We start from the raw sequence: 16,583 nt of genomic DNA, 5'->3' as shown, positions 1-16,583 counted from the left end.
TTTTGAGAATGGTGAGCCGGCCTGCGGGCCGGAAGCCTTAAGCATAGCGCGAGGAGGGGGAAATAATAACCGTCAGCGATGTAGACGCTGAAAATTTCAGCGGCGCCCGGGCTTTTCCGGGCGCGCGTTGTGAATCAGGCCGTACGGGCCACCGCATCGCGGGAAGCCTGTTCCCGCTCTTCGCCGGTAAGTTCGGCGAGCTGGCCAGCGCGCATCTCCAGCAGACGATCGGCGTGCTGGAAGTAGTGATCGTCATGGCTGATGGCGAACACGGTTTTGCCCATCTGCTGCATCAGCGGCAGCAGGACCTGGTAGAACTCGCGGCGGAAATGTGGATCCTGATCCGCCGCCCATTCATCCAGCAGAATGATGTCCCGGGACTCGGCCAGCGCCAGCAGGAGCGCCACGCGCTTCTTCTGCCCTTTCGACAGCCGCAGGTCGGCGATTTTTCCGTTCTCCAGCTGCAGCTTGTGGGCCATTTGCAGACGCTCCAGCCATGTCGCCACCAGCGCCGGATCGGCCTCCTCGCCCTGCGGCCCGAGCAGGCGGTCAAACAGCCAGACGTCGGTAAACACTGCGGAAAACAGTTTGCGGTACTCCTCTGGCCTCTCCGCCGCCAGCGGCTGGCCGTCGACGAGGATCTGACCGGATATTGGCTGGTACAGGCCGGTCAGGAGCATCGCCAGCGTTGACTTGCCGCTGCCGTTGCCGCCTATCAGAAACACCAGCTCGCCGCGCTTCAGCGTCAGATTAAGCGGCCCTACCGCAAAGCGCTGGTCCGGATAATGGAAGGTGACATCGCGCAGCTCCAGCGTCTGCCAGTCAGGATGCGCCTGCGGCCGGGGAAAGTCGGCCCGGTACGGGGCGAGGGAGAACTGACGCAGCTTGTTAAACGCCACCTGGGCGCTGAGCAGCGTGGGCAGCGCGCCGACGGCGGAGAGCAGCGGCGTGCGCAGAAACAGCAGCGTCAGGGAATAGGTCGCCGCCACGGCGGTATCGGCCCAGCCGAGGCTGTTGGCCATCCAGAACACCAGCCCGATGGCGCCAAGCATCATAATATTCGACCAGTTGACCGCGCTGAGGTGGAAGGTATCGGCGCGAACGATATGGTGCCGGTACTCCCGGGCGTCCGGGAGGTAGAGCTGGTTAAACACATACTCCGCGCGCTCGCGGTTGAGGGTCAGCTCTTTACGCCCCTCCAGCACCGTCTGATAGTCGTGATACAGTTTATCTTCCGTTTCGCGCAGGCTGGCCATATGTTTGTACACCCGCGAGACCAGCACAAAGCCGCCCCAGATGGTGAGCGCCATCCACAGCGCCGTCACCAGCATCATTTTTCCTGACAGCCAGGCGAGGTAGGCCGCGGAGCCGAACGTGAGAATGATCCCCTGCACCAGCTCCGGCAGGCGCACAAAGGCGATGGTGATATTGCGGATATCGCTGGTCAGCCCGGCAAGCAGCGACGCGCTGCCGATCTTCTCTACTTGTTCAATCTGGGTATCGAGGATGCGTTTAACAAACTCACCGCGCAGACGATAGACAAAATGGTGGCCGAGGGTGGTTAGCGCCAGCTGCGAACCCAGGGTCACCGCCATCAGCAGCCCCAGCAGACCAAGAAACTCCGGCAGGACCCGCAGCGAGGTATCGACAGAGGTAATCAGACGCAGGTTAATGAAAGCGATTAAGCCGATACCCAGCGCGGCGCTGAGCAGGCTGAGAGCAATAACGCCCAGAAACGGCCAGCGGTACTGGCGCCAGACGAGAGAGAGAAGTTCCATAACAGGCTATCCGCAAAAGCAAAACAGCCAGCAGTTTAAACGGCTCGCCGATGACATCAAGAATAATTCTTATTTTAATACTGACGACCACCCGCCTGTCGGAAGGTGAGATTGTAACGACAATCGTCCGTTTCCGGATGATGCCCCGCTTTCAGCGGCTGAATGCCATGATAAAACAGGCGCGACTCGCCGCCCCAGACCACCACATCGCCATGCTCCAGCAGCAGCCGCTGCAGCGGGTCGCTGCGTTGCAAGCCGCCAAACTGAAAGATGGCCGGCAAGCCCAGCGAGACCGAGACAATCGGCGCCCGCAGATCCTGTTCATCTTTATCCTGATGCAACGACAGTTTTGCGCCAGGACAATAGCGGTTAATCAAACAGGCGTCAGGGGAAAACTCCGGATAGCCGCCGGCGGCGGCCGCCGCCAGCGCCAGTTCATGAAAGACGGCAGGCATCGGCGGCCAGGTTTGATCGGTTACCGGGTCGACCGGGGCGTACAAATAGCCGTGGCGATCGGTAGTCCAGCCCAGCGCGCCGCAGTTGGTCATGGCGACCGACATGGTGTACCCGCCCGGCGTGACCATCTGGCGAAACGGCGACTGACTGGCGACGTCGGCTATCGCCTGCAGCAGCGCCGGGGCGCGTTCGCGGGCAAATCGCCGCAGCACCACCGCGCCGGGGGCCAGCGGCTCCTGCCACGGTGGGGTATCGCTAAACAGATCGAGCATTACTCCTCCTCATGTTGGGCCTCGCGCGCCAGCAGCTGCGCTTTTCGCGCCGTTCCCCAGCGATAACCGGACAGGGCGCCATCTTCACGCACCACCCGGTGGCAGGGAACAATCACCGCCAGCGAATTCGCCGCGCAGGCGCCGGCCACGGCTCTAACCGCCCGCGGCTGGCCAATATGCTCTGCCACCTGGCGGTAGCTGCGGGTCTCACCCGCCGGGATCTGCCGCAGCGCCTGCCAGACCTGCAGCTGAAACGCGGTGCCCTGCAGATCCAGCGGCAGCGATACCGGCCGCCGGCTGTCGTCGAGGTGGGCGAAAATCTCGGCCATCTGCTGACAAAAATCGGGGTCGCCTTCACGCAGCTCGGCATTGGGAAAGCGCCGGCGCAGGTCGTCGATCAATGCCGCATCGTTATCACCCGGCAGCACCGCGCAGACGCCGCGCTCGCTCTGCGCCACCAGGCAACGACCCAGCGCGCAGTCGCCCGTGGTCCAGGTTACCACGGTGGCGGCGCCGCCGCGGCGAAACTGGCTGGCGGTCATCCCTAACGCTGCGTCGGCCTGGCGATAATAGCTGCTGCTGTCGGGAAAACCAGCCGCCAGCGCGGCGCGGGTCACCGGTATCCCCTGCTCCAGCGCTTCCCGCAGGCGCTGCGCCCGCCACGCTTGTTGCCAGGCTTTAGGGGTCATGCCGGTGACGGATTTAAATAAACGGTGGAAATGAAACGGGCTCATCGCCAGCTGGCCTGCCAGCGCATCGAGGGTCAGGGGCGCGTCCTGCTCCAGCAGCCGACAGGCCTGCGCCACTTTGTCGACCCTTTGCTGCTGCGGGTAGTCTTTATCCGGTTGGCAGCGTTTGCAGGGGCGGAATCCCGCCGCCACGGCGGCGGCGACGTCGGCAAAAAAGCGTACGTTTTCCCGCCGCGCGCGCCGCGAGCGGCAGGAGGGACGACAGCAGATGCCGGTGGTCAGTACCGCAAAGACGAACTGACCATCGGCCCGGGTATCACGTTCGCAGACCGCCTGCCAGCGGCGATCATCGGTATCGGCAACTATCGGTTTCATGACGGGTCTCCAGCTGTAAGTGTACCCTCAGTCTGTGGTAAAGCCCGCAGTAAAAAACCCGCAATCTTGCTTTTTAATTTTTCTCGCCGACAAGGAAAGTGCGGAACTGCGGCGACATCCAGGTTTTAAAACCCTCTCCTTCTTTAACGATCATGTAGACCGCCAGCCCCTCCTCGCGCACCACCTGCTGCGCTTTTTCCGGCCCCAGCACCATCAGTCCGGTATCCCAGCCATCCGCCTCCAGCGCTGTTGGCGCAATGACGGTCACGGAGACCAGCTTATGGGTTATCGGCTGCCCGGTCTGCGGATCGATAACGTGCGAGATGCGTTTGCCATCGAGTTCATAGTAGTTGCGATAGCTGCCGGAGGTGCTGATGCCGTGCCCATTGATGTCGACAATCGCCTGAACGGCGTTTTCGCGGTCGGTCGGTTTCTGGATCGCTACCCGCCAGGGCTTGCCTTCGCCGTTCATCCCGCGGCTGACCAGCGCTCCGCCCACCGACACCAGATAGCGGGAGATCCCCTCCTGCTCCATCAACCGCGCGAGGTGGTCGGCGGCATAGCCTTCTCCCACAGTGGAGAGGTCGACAAACAGATCGGGAATATCTTTTTGCAGGAACTGCCTGCCGCTCTGATTAATAACCTGCAGATGCTGCAGGCCGGTGCGCGCCTTCGCCGCGGCTATCGCCTCGGCATCCGGGGTGGTGACCGGCTGTTTATCCGGGCCAAAGCCCCACAGGTTGACCAGCGGCCCCACGGTAATATCCATCGCGCCGTGCGTTTTGGCGCCAATCCGCAGCGACAGGGTGACGATATCCGCCATCGCTTCGCTCACCGGCCAGGGTTCGGTAGTGGCGGCATGATTGAAGCGCATCAGCGCTGAGTCGTTTTTCCAGGTCGACAGCAGGCGATCGTCGGCGTCCAGCTGGGCCTGAACCTTGGCGCGCAACGCCTGGGCCTTTGCCTCATCCACGCCAATGACGCTGACCCGCCAGAAGGTGCCCATCGTTTTGCCATCCAGCACGGTGGCCGTCGCGGTGGGGGTCGCAGGAGTGGTAGCTGAATCGCAGCCAGAGAGCAGAACGCAGGCGCCCAGCAGCGCGGCGCGAAAGAAAGTCATATCCATTAATCGAGGCTCCTCTTACCAGGGCGACAAGAGTATACCAGCGAGGTTAAACCGGACATAAAAAAAGGCGCCAGAGGCGCCTTTTTGTTATGCAGCTTGCAACTTAGAACTGGTAAACCAGGCCCAGTGCAACCACGTCGTCGGTAGAGATACCGGCGTTGCGGGTGAAGCTGTTGTCGTCCAGCAGGTTGATTTTGTAGTCAACATAGGTGGACATGTTTTTGTTGAAGTAGTAGGTCGCGCCAACGTCAACATATTTCAGGATGTCCTGGTCGCCGTAGCCGCGCTCCAGATCCTTACCTTTAGACTGCAGGTAAGCCACAGACGGACGCAGACCGAAGTCGAACTGGTACTGAGCAACCACTTCGAAGTTCTGCGCTTTGTTTGCAAAGCCCAGGGAACCGGCGCGAGTTGCGTTGTAGGTCTGGGTGTACTGAGAGGCCAGGTAGATGTTGTTGGCGTCGTATTTCAGACCGCCGGTGTAGGTTTCAGCGTTGTCGCCACGACCCAGTGCCGGAACACTATTCTGCTCGTCGGTACGTTTGGAGTGAGAGTACGCGAAACCAGCGCTGATGCCATCCCAAATATCGTAGGTCAGAGAGGTGCCGAAGCCGTCGCCGTTCTGTTTGCTCCAACCACGACCGTTGTTGGTCGCGCCTTCGCCGCTGACGCTGCCGTTTTTACCCTGATACTGCAGAGCAAAGTTCAGGCCGTCAACCAGACCGAAGAAATCAGAGTTACGGTAGGTTGCAACGCCGTTAGCACGGGACTGCAGGAAGTTGTCAGAACCGTAGGTGTCGCCGCCGAATTCCGGCAGAACGTCGGTCCAGGACGTTACGTCGTATACTACGCCGTAGTTACGACCGTAGTCGAAAGAGCCCGCGTCGCCAAATTTCAGGCCTGCGAATGCCAGACGAGTCCATGCCTGATCGCTGGAGCTTTCAGTGTTGTTCGCCTGAACGTTGTATTCCCACTGGCCGTAACCGGTCAGCTGGTCGTTGATCTGGGTTTCGCCTTTCACGCCTACACGCATGTAGGTCTGGTCGCCGTCGACGCTCTTGTCGTCAGAGAAGTAGTGCAGACCGTCAATTTTACCGTACAGGTCTAATTTGTTGCCGTCTTTGTTATAAATTTCAGCCGCATTTGCTGCGCCTGCTACCAGCAGAGCCGGTACCAGGAGGGACAGTACTTTAACTTTCATGTTATTAACCCTCTGTTTGTTATATGCCTTTTATTATGCCACTGCTTACTGATTACCCTTCTAATCAGTCGGCTATTTCATTGTGCTGCAAAATGCAGAATAATCCAACAAGAATATGATACTAAAACTTCTAAGATGTTTCAAAGTTCCCACAAGATGTTTCAATTTGTAAATTCAGCGGAACTTTTTTCACCGCAAAATGGTCAGGGAAATACGCACTAATCATCAAAAAAAATATTTAACCTTTTATAATCAAAGTGATAGACGACAACATATCTATAGCACTGAATGGTAAAACAAAATGTTCATTGGTGGCTAAAATAAGAGTCGCTATCATCATTAACTTTATTTATTACCGTCATTCAGTTCTGAATGTCTGTTTACCCCTATTTCAACCGGATGCCTCGCATCCGGTTTTTTTTACCCTTCTTTACACAACTTTAATTTATCTGTGCTACGGCTAATGATTCCCTAACGACTATTAATCAATCAATTAGGCCATCAGTGGTGCATATTCTGCCAATGTCTTGTTATTTCGTGCGATTCTTCCCTTTTGTTTCCGTCAATATCGTCGCCGGTTAACCTTCCCGGCGCGGTTTCATTTACGCTTCGTTTCTAAGATAATTCCTGGGCGGCATCGCACCGCTGGCACCAATCTGTAGTATGGATTTACGCCATTAGCCTTTATACTGCCAGCAGCATCTGCTTTGTTGCCAGTTACTCTGGCGCTACATCCTGTTTACAAACAATGATGAGTCGTTCAGCCACAAGATGACCCCGAAAAAATTCTCCCTGATCCCCGGCAACATCAGCCGCTTCTTCATTTTGATGGTTATTGTCCTGCTGGCGACAATGGGGGTGATGATCCAAAGCGCCGTCAATGCCTGGCTGAAGGAGAAAAGCTATCAGGTGGTTGATGTCTCCCACGCTCTGCACCAGCGCATTGACGCCTGGCGCTATGCCACCTGGCAGATCTACGACAATATCGCCGCCACCTCAGTCAACACCGCAAGCGGCGGTCTGCAGGAGACGCGTTTAAAACAGGACGTTTACTACCTGGAGAAACCCCGGCGTAAAACCGAAGCCCTGATCTTTGGCTCCCATGACAGCTCCACCCTCGAAATGACGCAGAAAATGTCCGATTATCTCGATATTTTGTGGGGCGCGGAGACCATTCCGTGGTCGATGTACTATCTCAACGGCCTGGACAATAGTCTGATCCTGGTCTCCACCCTGCCGTTGAAGGACCTCTCTTCGAGCTTCAAAGAGTCAACGATCAGCAGCGTCGTGGAGTCGCGGCGCGCGGAAATGCTGCTGCAGGCTAATACCCTTGATGAGCGCGAGACGTTCTCGCCGCTGCGCCATCTCGCCTGGCAGAACGCGCACTATTTTACGTTACGCACCACCTTCAACCAGCCCGGACACCTTGCCACGGTGGTCGCCTTCGATCTGCCGATTAACGATCTGATCCCGCCCGGCATGACCATCGACAGCTTCCGTATCGAGCCTGACCCGTCGCAAAATCTCGCCACCACGCCGGATAAAGAGAGCGCCGATCATATCGGGATCACCTTTAACGGCATGCAGATTGACATCGCCACCGACATCATCACCACCGGTATGCAGTTGCTGTGGACGGTACCAATGAGCACCATGCTGCTGGAGTCCATGCAGAACATTCTTCTGCCGCTGCTGCTCAACATTGGTCTGCTGGCGCTGGCGCTGTTTGGTTTTACCACCTTTCGCCACTATAAAGGACGCAGCCATTCGTCTGGCGCCGGGCTCCCCTCCGCCGCCAACAGCGAACTGCGTCTGCTGCGCGCCATTAACGAAGAGATTGTTTCTCTGCTGCCGCTGGGGCTGCTCGTTCACGATCAGGAAGCCAACCGAACGGTTATCAGCAATCCAATTGCCGACCATCTGCTTCCGCACCTGAATCTGCAGAACATCACCAATATGGCGGACCAGCACCAGGGGGTGATCCAGGCCACCGTCAATAATGAGCAGTATGAAATCCGCCAGTATCGCAGCCAGGTAGCGCCGCGCACCCAGATCCTGATCATCCGTGATCAGGACCGCGAAGTGCTGGTTAATAAAAAGCTCAAGCAGGCCCAGCGCTTGTATGAGAAAAACCAGCAGGGACGGGCCGCCTTTATGCAGCACATCGGCAGCGCCCTGAAGCAGCCCGCGCTGACGCTGGCGGCAGAGGCGGCGGCGCTCAGTAGTACAGAGAATCGGACGCTGGCCCAGCATGCCGATGAGCTGGTCAAACTCATCGATGACATTCAGCTCGCCAATCTGCTGGAAAGCGATGCCTGGAAAACCAACCAGACGTTGTTCTCGGTGCAGGAGCTTATTGACGACGTCGTGCCGGAAGTGCTGCCGGCGATGAAACGCAAGGGTCTGCAGCTGCTCATCAACAATGCGCTCCCGGCCGGCGAGCAGCGCTATGGCGACCGTGAAGCTCTGCGGCGCACGCTGGTGCTGTTAATCCAGTATTCAGTGACCACCACGCCTATCGGCAAGATCACCCTCGACGTCTGTCAGGATGAGTCGGCCAGCGATCGCCTGACCTTCCGCATTCTGGATACCGGCAACGGCGTCTCGGCAAACGAGATCGACAATATGCACTTCCCGTATCTCAACGAGACCCAGAGCGACCTGTACGGCAAAGCAAACGCCCTTACCTTCTGGCTATGCGACCGCATGACGCGCAAGCTGGGCGGGCAATTGACCATTAAAGCCCGGGAGTCGCTGGGGACGCGCTATACCCTGCATCTGAAAATGCCGGCTAGCGAAGAGGCGCCAGAGGCGGGAGAGCATTTGCTGGATGACGTTATCGTCCTGCTGGATGTGACTTCCAGCGAAGTGCGGCGGATTGTCACTCGCCAGCTGGAGAGCTGGGGAGCGTCCTGCATCACACCGGACGATCGGGCGACCAGTCAAGCCTTTGATCTTTATTTAACGGATAATCCGTCTAATCTTACTGCTTCAGGCTTGCTTTTAAGCGATGATGAGGTCGGGATACGCAAGATCGGCCCGGGCCAACTGCGGGTCAACTTTAATATTAGCACGGCGATGCAGGAGGCTATCCTGCAGCTTATTGAGCAGCAGCTGGCGGAGGAGGCGGTTCAGCCCGTCACCTCAGGAAACGAGAGTAACGCCGAACTCCATGCCAGCGGCTATTACGCACTGTTTGCCGATACGGTACCGGATGATGTTCAGAGATTGTATACTGAAATCGAAGCGGGCGATTTTGCTGCTCTGGCGCAAACCGCCCACCGCCTCAAAGGGGCATTTGCTATGCTTAATCTGATACCCGGCAAGCAGTTATGTGAAACGCTTGAGCATCTGATTCGCGAAAAGGATGCGCAAGGCATAGAAAAATATATCAGCGACATTGACGCTTACGTCAAGAGCTTGCTGTAGAAGGTAGCCTTATACATGAACACTATGAACGTAATTATTGCCGATGACCATCCGATCGTACTGTTCGGTATTCGTAAGTCACTTGAGCAAATTGAGTGGGTGAACGTCGTTGGCGAGTTTGAAGACTCCACGGCCCTTATCAACAATCTTCCGAAGCTGGACGCCCATGTGCTGATCACCGATCTGTCCATGCCCGGTGACAAATACGGCGACGGGATCACGCTGATTAAATACATCAAGCGCCACTTCCCGGATCTGTCGATCATTGTTCTGACCATGAACAACAATCCGGCGATCCTCAGCGCGGTGCTGGATCTGGATATCGAAGGGATCGTCCTCAAGCAGGGGGCGCCGACCGACCTGCCAAAAGCGCTGGCCGCGCTGCAGAAAGGGAAGAAATTCACCCCGGAAAGCGTCTCTCGCCTGCTGGAAAAAATCAGCGCCAGCGGCTATGGCGATAAACGCCTGTCGCCGAAAGAGAGCGAAGTACTGCGCCTGTTCGCCGAAGGTTTCCTGGTAACCGAGATCGCCAAAAAGCTTAATCGCAGCATTAAAACCATCAGCAGCCAGAAGAAATCGGCGATGATGAAGCTGGGCGTCGAAAACGACATCGCCTTGCTGAACTACCTCTCTTCCGTCTCGCTGAGCGCGACGGACAAAGAGTAATCTCTTCGCCCTCTCCGTCTCGCCCCGGCGAGACGGAGCTCCCCATTATTCCCGCCCTTTACGCACCCGCGCCGCATATACCGTCAGCGTTTGCTTCAGTACGTCGAGGGTGACCGGCTTGGACAGACAACTGTCCATCCCCGATTCCAGACAGCGCTGCTTCTCTTCCGCCAGGGCATTGGCCGTTACGCCAATCACCGGCAGCGTCAGGCCAAGCTGACGAATGCGCTGCGTCAGGCGATAACCATCCATATTAGGCATGTTGACGTCGCTGAGCACGATATCGATGTGCTGCTTGCTGAGGACGTTGAGCGCGTCGATCCCGTCGTTCGCGGTCACGCACTGGTAGCCGAGCGAACCCAGCTGATCCGCCAGCAGGCGGCGGTTGATCGGGTGATCGTCGACCACGAGGATCATCATGTCGTCGTTATTGCCGGCCTGCGCCTCCGGGGCCATCAGCGCCGGGCTATTTTCCGCACTGGCGAGCGCAACATGGAAAATACGCCCCAGCAGCGGCAGCAGTTCGTGGGGAGTCGTCACGCTGTGCAGCCATTCGCCGGCGGACCGCTCCTGCGGAATACCGATATGACGGCGACAGAAGATGACCATGGCCCTTCCCTGCCATCCGCTCAGCGCCTCATCGTCAGTGAGTAAGACATCCTCGGCGTCCGGCGTTTCGCCGGCATGGCGGCGGACCGTCAGGCCGTGGTAGCTGAGCAGCGAGGTGACGAACATCGCCAGCGAAGTGTTATGAATCGCCAGCCAGCAGGTCTTGCCAGCGAAACCGTCTCTGCTCACCGGTGAGGTATTCTGCACGCCATACAGAGGAATACGGATGGTAAAGCGGCTACCCATCCCCGGCTCGGTTTCGACAGCAATATCGCCATCCATCATGCTGATCAGTTTTTCACAGATCGCCAGGCCAAGGCCGGTGCCCTGAAAATTGCGCTGCACGCCGGTCCCCACCTGGAAGAAAGGATCGAAGAGGCGCAATACCTCTTTCGCCGGGATCCCCTCTCCGGTGTCGCGAACGCTAATCTGCAGATAATCCCCCGCGCACTGGACGTGCAGGACAATACAGCCGGTATCGGTGAACTTTATCGCATTGCTGAGCAGATTTGAGATCACCTGCTGCAGGCGCATCGGGTCGCCGGACATTTGTTCCGGAACGTCCGGCTCGATAAAGCAGTACAGGCCCAGCTGCTTACGCACCACCAACGGCAGATAGTTAGCGGAGATATGGTTCATGACTTCACGCGGAGAGAACTCCCGCGGCTCGATCTTCAACTGCTCGGACTCGATTTTCGAGAAATCAAGAATATCGCTGATGATTTTCAGCAGCAGGCTGGAGGAGTTGTTCATCGCCGTCACAAGGCGATCGACGCCTTTCGGCAACGCTTTGGTCTGCAGCAGATCGAGGTTACCGATGATGCCATACAGCGGGGTACGCAGCTCATGGCTAACCGTCGCCAGGAACATCGATTTCGACTGGCTGGCCTGCTCCGCCGCCTGGGCCATCTCCTGCAGCGACTCCTCCATTTTCACGCGGGCGGAAACGTCCACCAGCACGCAAATGGCGACGTTTTCATTGCGATAGCGTGAATGAACAAAGCTAATCTGCAGGTTGGTATGGTTGCTGGTCAGCACGTCGACAAAATTGACCTGCTGGCCGCAGATGATCTGCGTCAGCCGCTGGCGGTCCTCGTGGGTCAGCATGTTCAGGTAGTTGTGCGCCAGTTCATTACTGAGAATATTGGTCCCGTCGGCAGTGCGCAGAATACAGATCCCTACCGGGGCAGAAGCCACAATTTTGCGGTTGAACTGCTCGTGCTCTTCCAGGCGCTGGGCGTCATTCTCCGCGGGGATAAAAATGCGCCGCTCATACATCCGCGCCAGCGCGAACAGCATCGCGCCGCTGAGAATATTAAGAACGATAGCATTGATGATCAGCATACGGATCCGCTCCAGCACCTGATCTACCGAGACGGAATAGACGATGCTCAGGGAGGACGGCGAGAGGCTTTTTTTCAGCACCAGCTCGCGGAAACCCGAACTGTAGCCAAACCACATCCGCTCCTGCATCCACTTCGCTTCGCTCTGGATTTTACCTTCCGCACCGGCCAGCGAAATCAGCGGCTGCCCGTTATCGTCAAAGATCGTCACGCTCATCGGCAGGCTGCCCGGCGTAAAGAAGCTTTCCATGCGGATGGTCTGCTCCACGCCCAGCATCGCCTGCAGGCGATTGGCCATATAGACCGGCGTCAGGGCGTAAAAATAGCCCACCCCGGGGCGAACGCCCTGGCTTATCCAGAACAGGTTGTTGCCGCGCTCGTTTTGCGGCGCGTTGCGATATTGCTCTATGCGCTGATGCAGGACTTTCAGCGCCTGATCGCGCTCAATCGGCACGTCCCGCAGGCCAAAGTTGGCCATGCAGAGGTTATCGCTGCCGATGAGAAAGATGCGGTTAAGGTCGTAGGCGGCAGTAAAATTATCCCGCCAGTAGCGCATAAACCATGCCAGCGACTGCAGCGAATTACGCCAGGTGGCGCTCATCGCGCTGCAGTCGGAATCGGGGTACAGGGGTTCAAAGTTGGGCACCGCCATATCGCCGTTTTGCCCTTGCGCTATCGCGTCCCCTGCCGACAAGCGGTTACCGGCGACATACTTCAGCTCTTTCATTACATCCGCGGTACGCTGGATATAGCGCTGGGCCTGATCGGCGTTGAGATTAAGCTCCTGATGGATTTCGGCTTCCCGCTCGTGCAGCGCGTTGACGATATAAAACACAGAGACAAACGCAATAAGCAGCCACAGCAATACCGCCAGCGCTCTGAACAGATAACGTGAAACCTTCAGGGTTGTATGAAAAGAGGCAAGATATTTCAATGTGGCGATGCTCGGCCGTCAGGGACTCAACAGAATGCGGTTAAGGTAGCGGTAAACCGGCTTTGCCGCAATGTTAATGCAAAAAGGGCCGGGAAAATACCCGGCCCTTCCAGAACATTTACCTCGGACGATTATTCTTCGTCTTCGGCGATGTCGTCATCGGTATCCGCTTCCGGGGCGATATCGTCATCGCCTTCCGCCGCGCTACCGTCGATGGCATCCAGCTCTTCATCATCCACCGGCTCAGCCACGCGCTGCAGACCCACCACGTTTTCATCTTCCGCGGTGCGGATGAGGATCACGCCCTGGGTGTTACGGCCCACGATGCTCACTTCGGAAACGCGGGTACGCACCAGCGTCCCGGCGTCGGTGATCATCATGATCTGATCGCAGTCATCCACCTGCACGGCGCCGACCACGGAACCGTTACGCTCGGTGACTTTGATCGAAATAACGCCCTGGGTGGCACGCGACTTGGTCGGATACTCCGCCGCCGCGGTACGTTTACCGTAACCGTTTTGCGTCACCGTCAGGATCGCGCCTTCGCCGCGTGGAATAATCAGCGAGACGACGCTGTCGTTTTCCGCAAGCTTAATACCGCGTACGCCGGTGGCGGTACGGCCCATGGCGCGAACGGCGTCTTCTTTGAAGCGTACAACCTTACCGGCCGCGGAGAACAGCATCACTTCATCCTGACCAGAGGTCAGATCGACGCCGATCAGCTCATCGCCTTCGTTCAGGTTGACCGCGATGATACCAGCGGAACGCGGACGGCTGAACTCGGTCAGCGCGGTTTTCTTCACGGTACCGCTAGCGGTGGCCATAAAGACGTTGACGCCCTCTTCGTACTCGCGGACCGGCAGGATGGCGGTGATGCGCTCATCGGCTTCCAGCGGCAGCAGGTTGACGATCGGCCGACCGCGCGCGCCGCGGCTGGCTTCCGGCAGCTGATAGACCTTCATCCAGTACAGACGGCCGCGGCTTGAGAAGCAGAGGATGGTGTCATGGGTGTTGGCCACCAGCAGACGGTCGATAAAGTCTTCTTCTTTAATGCGCGCTGCCGATTTGCCTTTACCGCCACGACGCTGTGCTTCGTAGTCGGTCAGCGGCTGATACTTCACATACCCCTGATGCGACAGGGTGACCACCACATCTTCCTGGTTGATCAGATCTTCGATGTTAATATCAGCGCTGTTGGCGGTGATTTCGGTACGACGTTCGTCGCCGAACTGGTCGCGGATCAGCTCCAGCTCTTCGCGAATCACTTCCATCAGACGGTCGGCGCTGCCGAGAATGTGCAGCAGCTCCGCGATCTGCTCCAGCAGCTCTTTATATTCGTCGAGCAGTTTTTCATGCTCAAGGCCGGTCAGTTTCTGCAGACGCAGATCCAGAATCGCCTGAGCCTGCTGCTCGGTCAGGTAGTATTTACCGTCGCGTACGCCGAACTCTGGCTCCAGCCATTCCGGACGCGCGGCGTCATCCCCGGCGCGCTCCAGCATCGCCGCAACGTTACCGAGATCCCACGCCTGGGCAACCAGCGCCGTTTTCGCTTCTGCCGGGGTCGGCGCGCGACGGATCAGTTCGATAATCGGGTCGATGTTGGCCAGCGCAACGGCCAGCGCTTCGAGGATATGCGCCCGGTCGCGCGCTTTGCGCAGTTCGAAAATCGTACGACGGGTCACCACTTCACGGCGGTGGCGTACAAACGCGGCGATAATGTCCTTCAGGTTCATGATCTTCGGCTGACCATGGTGCAGAGCTACCATGTTGATGCCGAAGGAGACCTGCAGCTGGGTCTGGGAATAGAGGTTGTTAAGCACCACTTCCCCTACCGCATCGCGCTTCACTTCAATCACGATGCGCATCCCGTCTTTATCAGACTCGTCACGCAGCGCGCTGATGCCTTCCACGCGTTTTTCTTTGACCAGCTCGGCGATTTTCTCGATCAGGCGCGCTTTGTTCACCTGATACGGAATTTCGTGCACGATGATGGTTTCGCGGCCGGATTTCGCGTCCACTTCCACTTCCGCGCGCGCGCGGATGTACACTTTACCGCGACCGGTGCGGTAGGCCTCTTCGATGCCGCGACGGCCATTGATAATGGCGGCGGTCGGGAAATCAGGGCCAGGAATATGCGCCATCAGCCCTTCAATGCTGATGTCTTCATCGTCAACATACGCCAGACAGCCGTTAATCACTTCCGTCAGGTTATGCGGCGGTATGTTGGTGGCCATCCCTACGGCGATCCCGGAGGCGCCGTTCACCAGCAGGTTAGGAATTTTGGTCGGCATGACGTCCGGAATACGCTCCGTACCGTCATAGTTGTCGACGAAATCGACCGTCTCTTTTTCAAGATCGGCCATCAGCTCATGAGCGATTTTCGCCAGACGAATTTCGGTATAACGCATCGCCGCGGCGGAGTCGCCGTCGATGGAACCAAAGTTACCCTGGCCGTCCACCAGCATGTAACGCAGCGAGAACGGCTGCGCCATACGCACGATGGTGTCGTATACCGCGGAGTCGCCGTGCGGGTGGTATTTACCGATTACGTCACCAACGACACGGGCTGATTTTTTATAGGCTTTGTTCCAGTCATTGCCCAATACGTTCATGGCGTAAAGTACGCGACGGTGTACCGGCTTCAGGCCATCTCGGACATCCGGCAGCGCACGGCCAACAATGACCGACATCGCATAATCCAGATAAGAGTTCTTAAGCTCTTCCTCAATGTTGACCGGTGTAATTTCTCTCGCAAGGTCGCTCATCTAACCGCTATCCCTCTACTGTATCCCGGATTCAAAGGTCGCAAATTATAACACAGCCGCGCTAATAGAGGTAAAGCAATACGGTTTATTCATGGCGCGCTGCTGATATACTCGCAGGTCTGAACAGAAAAGGAGTAAAAGCGCCCATGAATGCCGAAAAAACGTCGGTAGCCCCTAACGTCGATCATGCTGAAATCGCCAAATTCGAAGCCGTCGCCTCGCGCTGGTGGGATCTGGAGGGCGAGTTCAAACCGCTCCACCGCATCAACCCGCTGCGGCTGGGCTATATTGCCGAACGCTCCGGCGGCCTGTTCGGTAAAAAAGTCCTCGATGTCGGCTGCGGCGGCGGCATCCTCGCCGAGAGCATGGCGCGCGAAGGCGCGACGGTCACCGGGCTGGACATGGGGGCCGAACCGCTGCAGGTCGCCAGGCTGCACGCCCTGGAGAGCGGTATTCAGGTAGACTATGTTCAGGAAACAGTTGAGGAACATGCCGCGAAGCACCCGCAGCAGTATGACGTCGTGACCTGCATGGAGATGCTGGAGCACGTCCCCGACCCGCAGTCGGTGGTACACGCCTGCGCGCGGTTAGTGAAGCCCGGCGGCCAGGTCTTCTTCTCCACCATCAACCGCAACGGCAAGGCCTGGCTGATGGCGGTAGTCGGGGCGGAATATGTCATGAAGATGGTGCCCAAAGGCACTCATGATGTGAAGAAGTTTATCAAGCCGGCCGAGCTGCTGGGCTGGGTAGATCAGACTACTCTGAAAGAGCAGCATATCATCGGTCTGCATTACAATCCGCTGACCAATACCTTCAAGTTAGCGCCGGGGGTTGATGTTAACTATATGTTGCATACAACCGCCAAGCAGGACTGAGGTCAGCACCTCCGCTTATGATGATTGCGCGGCATCAAGCCGCGTGATTATTTCTTCCGATGAAG

The 16,583-nt window shown here is 57.5% G+C and carries 10 protein-coding genes; 3 read left to right on the top strand and 7 right to left on the bottom strand.

Annotation, left to right across the window (positions count from 1 at the left end; all coding sequences use genetic code 11):
- Nucleotides 1–134: 134 nt before the first annotated feature.
- From LPQ25_RS07690 to LPQ25_RS07670, 5 genes are all read right to left on the bottom strand, one after another.
- Nucleotides 135–1,778: a multidrug ABC transporter permease/ATP-binding protein gene (locus LPQ25_RS07690; RefSeq protein WP_004175044.1), complete on the bottom strand. Its 1,644-nt coding sequence runs from the start codon at nucleotides 1,776–1,778 to the stop codon at nucleotides 135–137.
- A 74-nt stretch (nucleotides 1,779–1,852) separates the two neighbouring features.
- On the bottom strand, nucleotides 1,853–2,506 hold the full coding sequence (gene alkB / locus LPQ25_RS07685) for a DNA oxidative demethylase AlkB (RefSeq protein ID WP_014907176.1): 654 nt from the start codon (nucleotides 2,504–2,506) through the stop codon (nucleotides 1,853–1,855).
- Nucleotides 2,506–3,570 (bottom strand): bifunctional DNA-binding transcriptional regulator/O6-methylguanine-DNA methyltransferase Ada, encoded by a 1,065-nt coding sequence (gene ada, locus LPQ25_RS07680; protein WP_014907175.1) that lies wholly within the window; start codon nucleotides 3,568–3,570, stop codon nucleotides 2,506–2,508. The genes alkB and ada overlap by 1 nt, the downstream gene beginning before the upstream one ends.
- A 73-nt stretch (nucleotides 3,571–3,643) precedes the next feature.
- The gene (gene apbE / locus LPQ25_RS07675; RefSeq protein ID WP_004180700.1) at nucleotides 3,644–4,696 is read right to left on the bottom strand and encodes an FAD:protein FMN transferase ApbE; all 1,053 of its coding nucleotides are present in this window, start codon (nucleotides 4,694–4,696) and stop codon (nucleotides 3,644–3,646) included.
- A gap of 103 nt (nucleotides 4,697–4,799) precedes the next feature.
- Nucleotides 4,800–5,897, bottom strand: a complete 1,098-nt coding sequence (locus tag LPQ25_RS07670; RefSeq protein WP_004180702.1) for a porin OmpC — start codon at nucleotides 5,895–5,897, stop codon at nucleotides 4,800–4,802.
- A 771-nt stretch (nucleotides 5,898–6,668) separates the two neighbouring features.
- Here LPQ25_RS07670 and rcsD point away from each other — a divergent pair.
- Both rcsD and rcsB read left to right on the top strand, forming a co-directional pair.
- Entirely contained in the window at nucleotides 6,669–9,326 is a 2,658-nt protein-coding gene (rcsD, locus tag LPQ25_RS07665) for a phosphotransferase RcsD (RefSeq protein ID WP_014907174.1), read from the top strand.
- Between the two features lie 15 nt (nucleotides 9,327–9,341).
- Nucleotides 9,342–9,992, top strand: coding sequence for a response regulator transcription factor RcsB (rcsB, locus tag LPQ25_RS07660; RefSeq protein WP_002913007.1), 651 nt, complete (start codon nucleotides 9,342–9,344; stop codon nucleotides 9,990–9,992).
- Between the two features lie 45 nt (nucleotides 9,993–10,037).
- On the opposite strand, the gene rcsC is transcribed toward rcsB, so the two are convergent.
- Together rcsC and gyrA are read right to left on the bottom strand one after the other, a co-directional pair.
- Nucleotides 10,038–12,878 carry a two-component system sensor histidine kinase RcsC gene (gene rcsC, locus LPQ25_RS07655; protein WP_004180704.1) on the bottom strand — a complete coding sequence of 947 codons (2,841 nt, stop codon included), beginning with the start codon at nucleotides 12,876–12,878 and terminating at the stop codon, nucleotides 10,038–10,040.
- A gap of 131 nt (nucleotides 12,879–13,009) precedes the next feature.
- Nucleotides 13,010–15,643, bottom strand: a complete 2,634-nt coding sequence (gyrA, locus tag LPQ25_RS07650; protein ID WP_004140833.1) for a DNA topoisomerase (ATP-hydrolyzing) subunit A — start codon at nucleotides 15,641–15,643, stop codon at nucleotides 13,010–13,012.
- 146 nt (nucleotides 15,644–15,789) lie between these two features.
- Between gyrA and ubiG the strand changes: the two genes are divergently transcribed.
- Nucleotides 15,790–16,518 (top strand): bifunctional 2-polyprenyl-6-hydroxyphenol methylase/3-demethylubiquinol 3-O-methyltransferase UbiG, encoded by a 729-nt coding sequence (gene ubiG, locus LPQ25_RS07645; protein WP_002913014.1) that lies wholly within the window; start codon nucleotides 15,790–15,792, stop codon nucleotides 16,516–16,518.
- Nucleotides 16,519–16,583: the final 65 nt, after the last annotated feature.

The sequence above is a fragment of the Klebsiella sp. KPN54798 genome (assembly GCF_021184225.1).
GTDB classification, from domain to species: domain Bacteria; phylum Pseudomonadota; class Gammaproteobacteria; order Enterobacterales; family Enterobacteriaceae; genus Klebsiella; species Klebsiella pneumoniae.
The sequence above is the reverse complement of the archived record's forward strand: the minus strand, read 5'-3'. Positions and strand labels throughout refer to the sequence as shown.

Excerpts from the sequence above, each read along its gene's own strand:
- alkB (WP_014907176.1), bottom strand. The coding sequence starts at position 2,506 with ATGCTCGATCTGTTTAGCGATACCCCACCGTGGCAGGAGCCGCTGGCC.
- ada (WP_014907175.1), bottom strand. The coding sequence starts at position 3,570 with ATGAAACCGATAGTTGCCGATACCGATGATCGCCGCTGGCAGGCGGTC.
- apbE (WP_004180700.1), bottom strand. The coding sequence starts at position 4,696 with ATGGATATGACTTTCTTTCGCGCCGCGCTGCTGGGCGCCTGCGTTCTG.
- gyrA (WP_004140833.1), bottom strand. The coding sequence starts at position 15,643 with ATGAGCGACCTTGCGAGAGAAATTACACCGGTCAACATTGAGGAAGAG.
- ubiG (WP_002913014.1), top strand. The coding sequence starts at position 15,790 with ATGAATGCCGAAAAAACGTCGGTAGCCCCTAACGTCGATCATGCTGAA.
- rcsD (WP_014907174.1), top strand. The coding sequence starts at position 6,669 with ATGACCCCGAAAAAATTCTCCCTGATCCCCGGCAACATCAGCCGCTTC.
- LPQ25_RS07670 (WP_004180702.1), bottom strand. The coding sequence starts at position 5,897 with ATGAAAGTTAAAGTACTGTCCCTCCTGGTACCGGCTCTGCTGGTAGCA.
- rcsB (WP_002913007.1), top strand. The coding sequence starts at position 9,342 with ATGAACACTATGAACGTAATTATTGCCGATGACCATCCGATCGTACTG.
- LPQ25_RS07690 (WP_004175044.1), bottom strand. The coding sequence starts at position 1,778 with ATGGAACTTCTCTCTCTCGTCTGGCGCCAGTACCGCTGGCCGTTTCTG.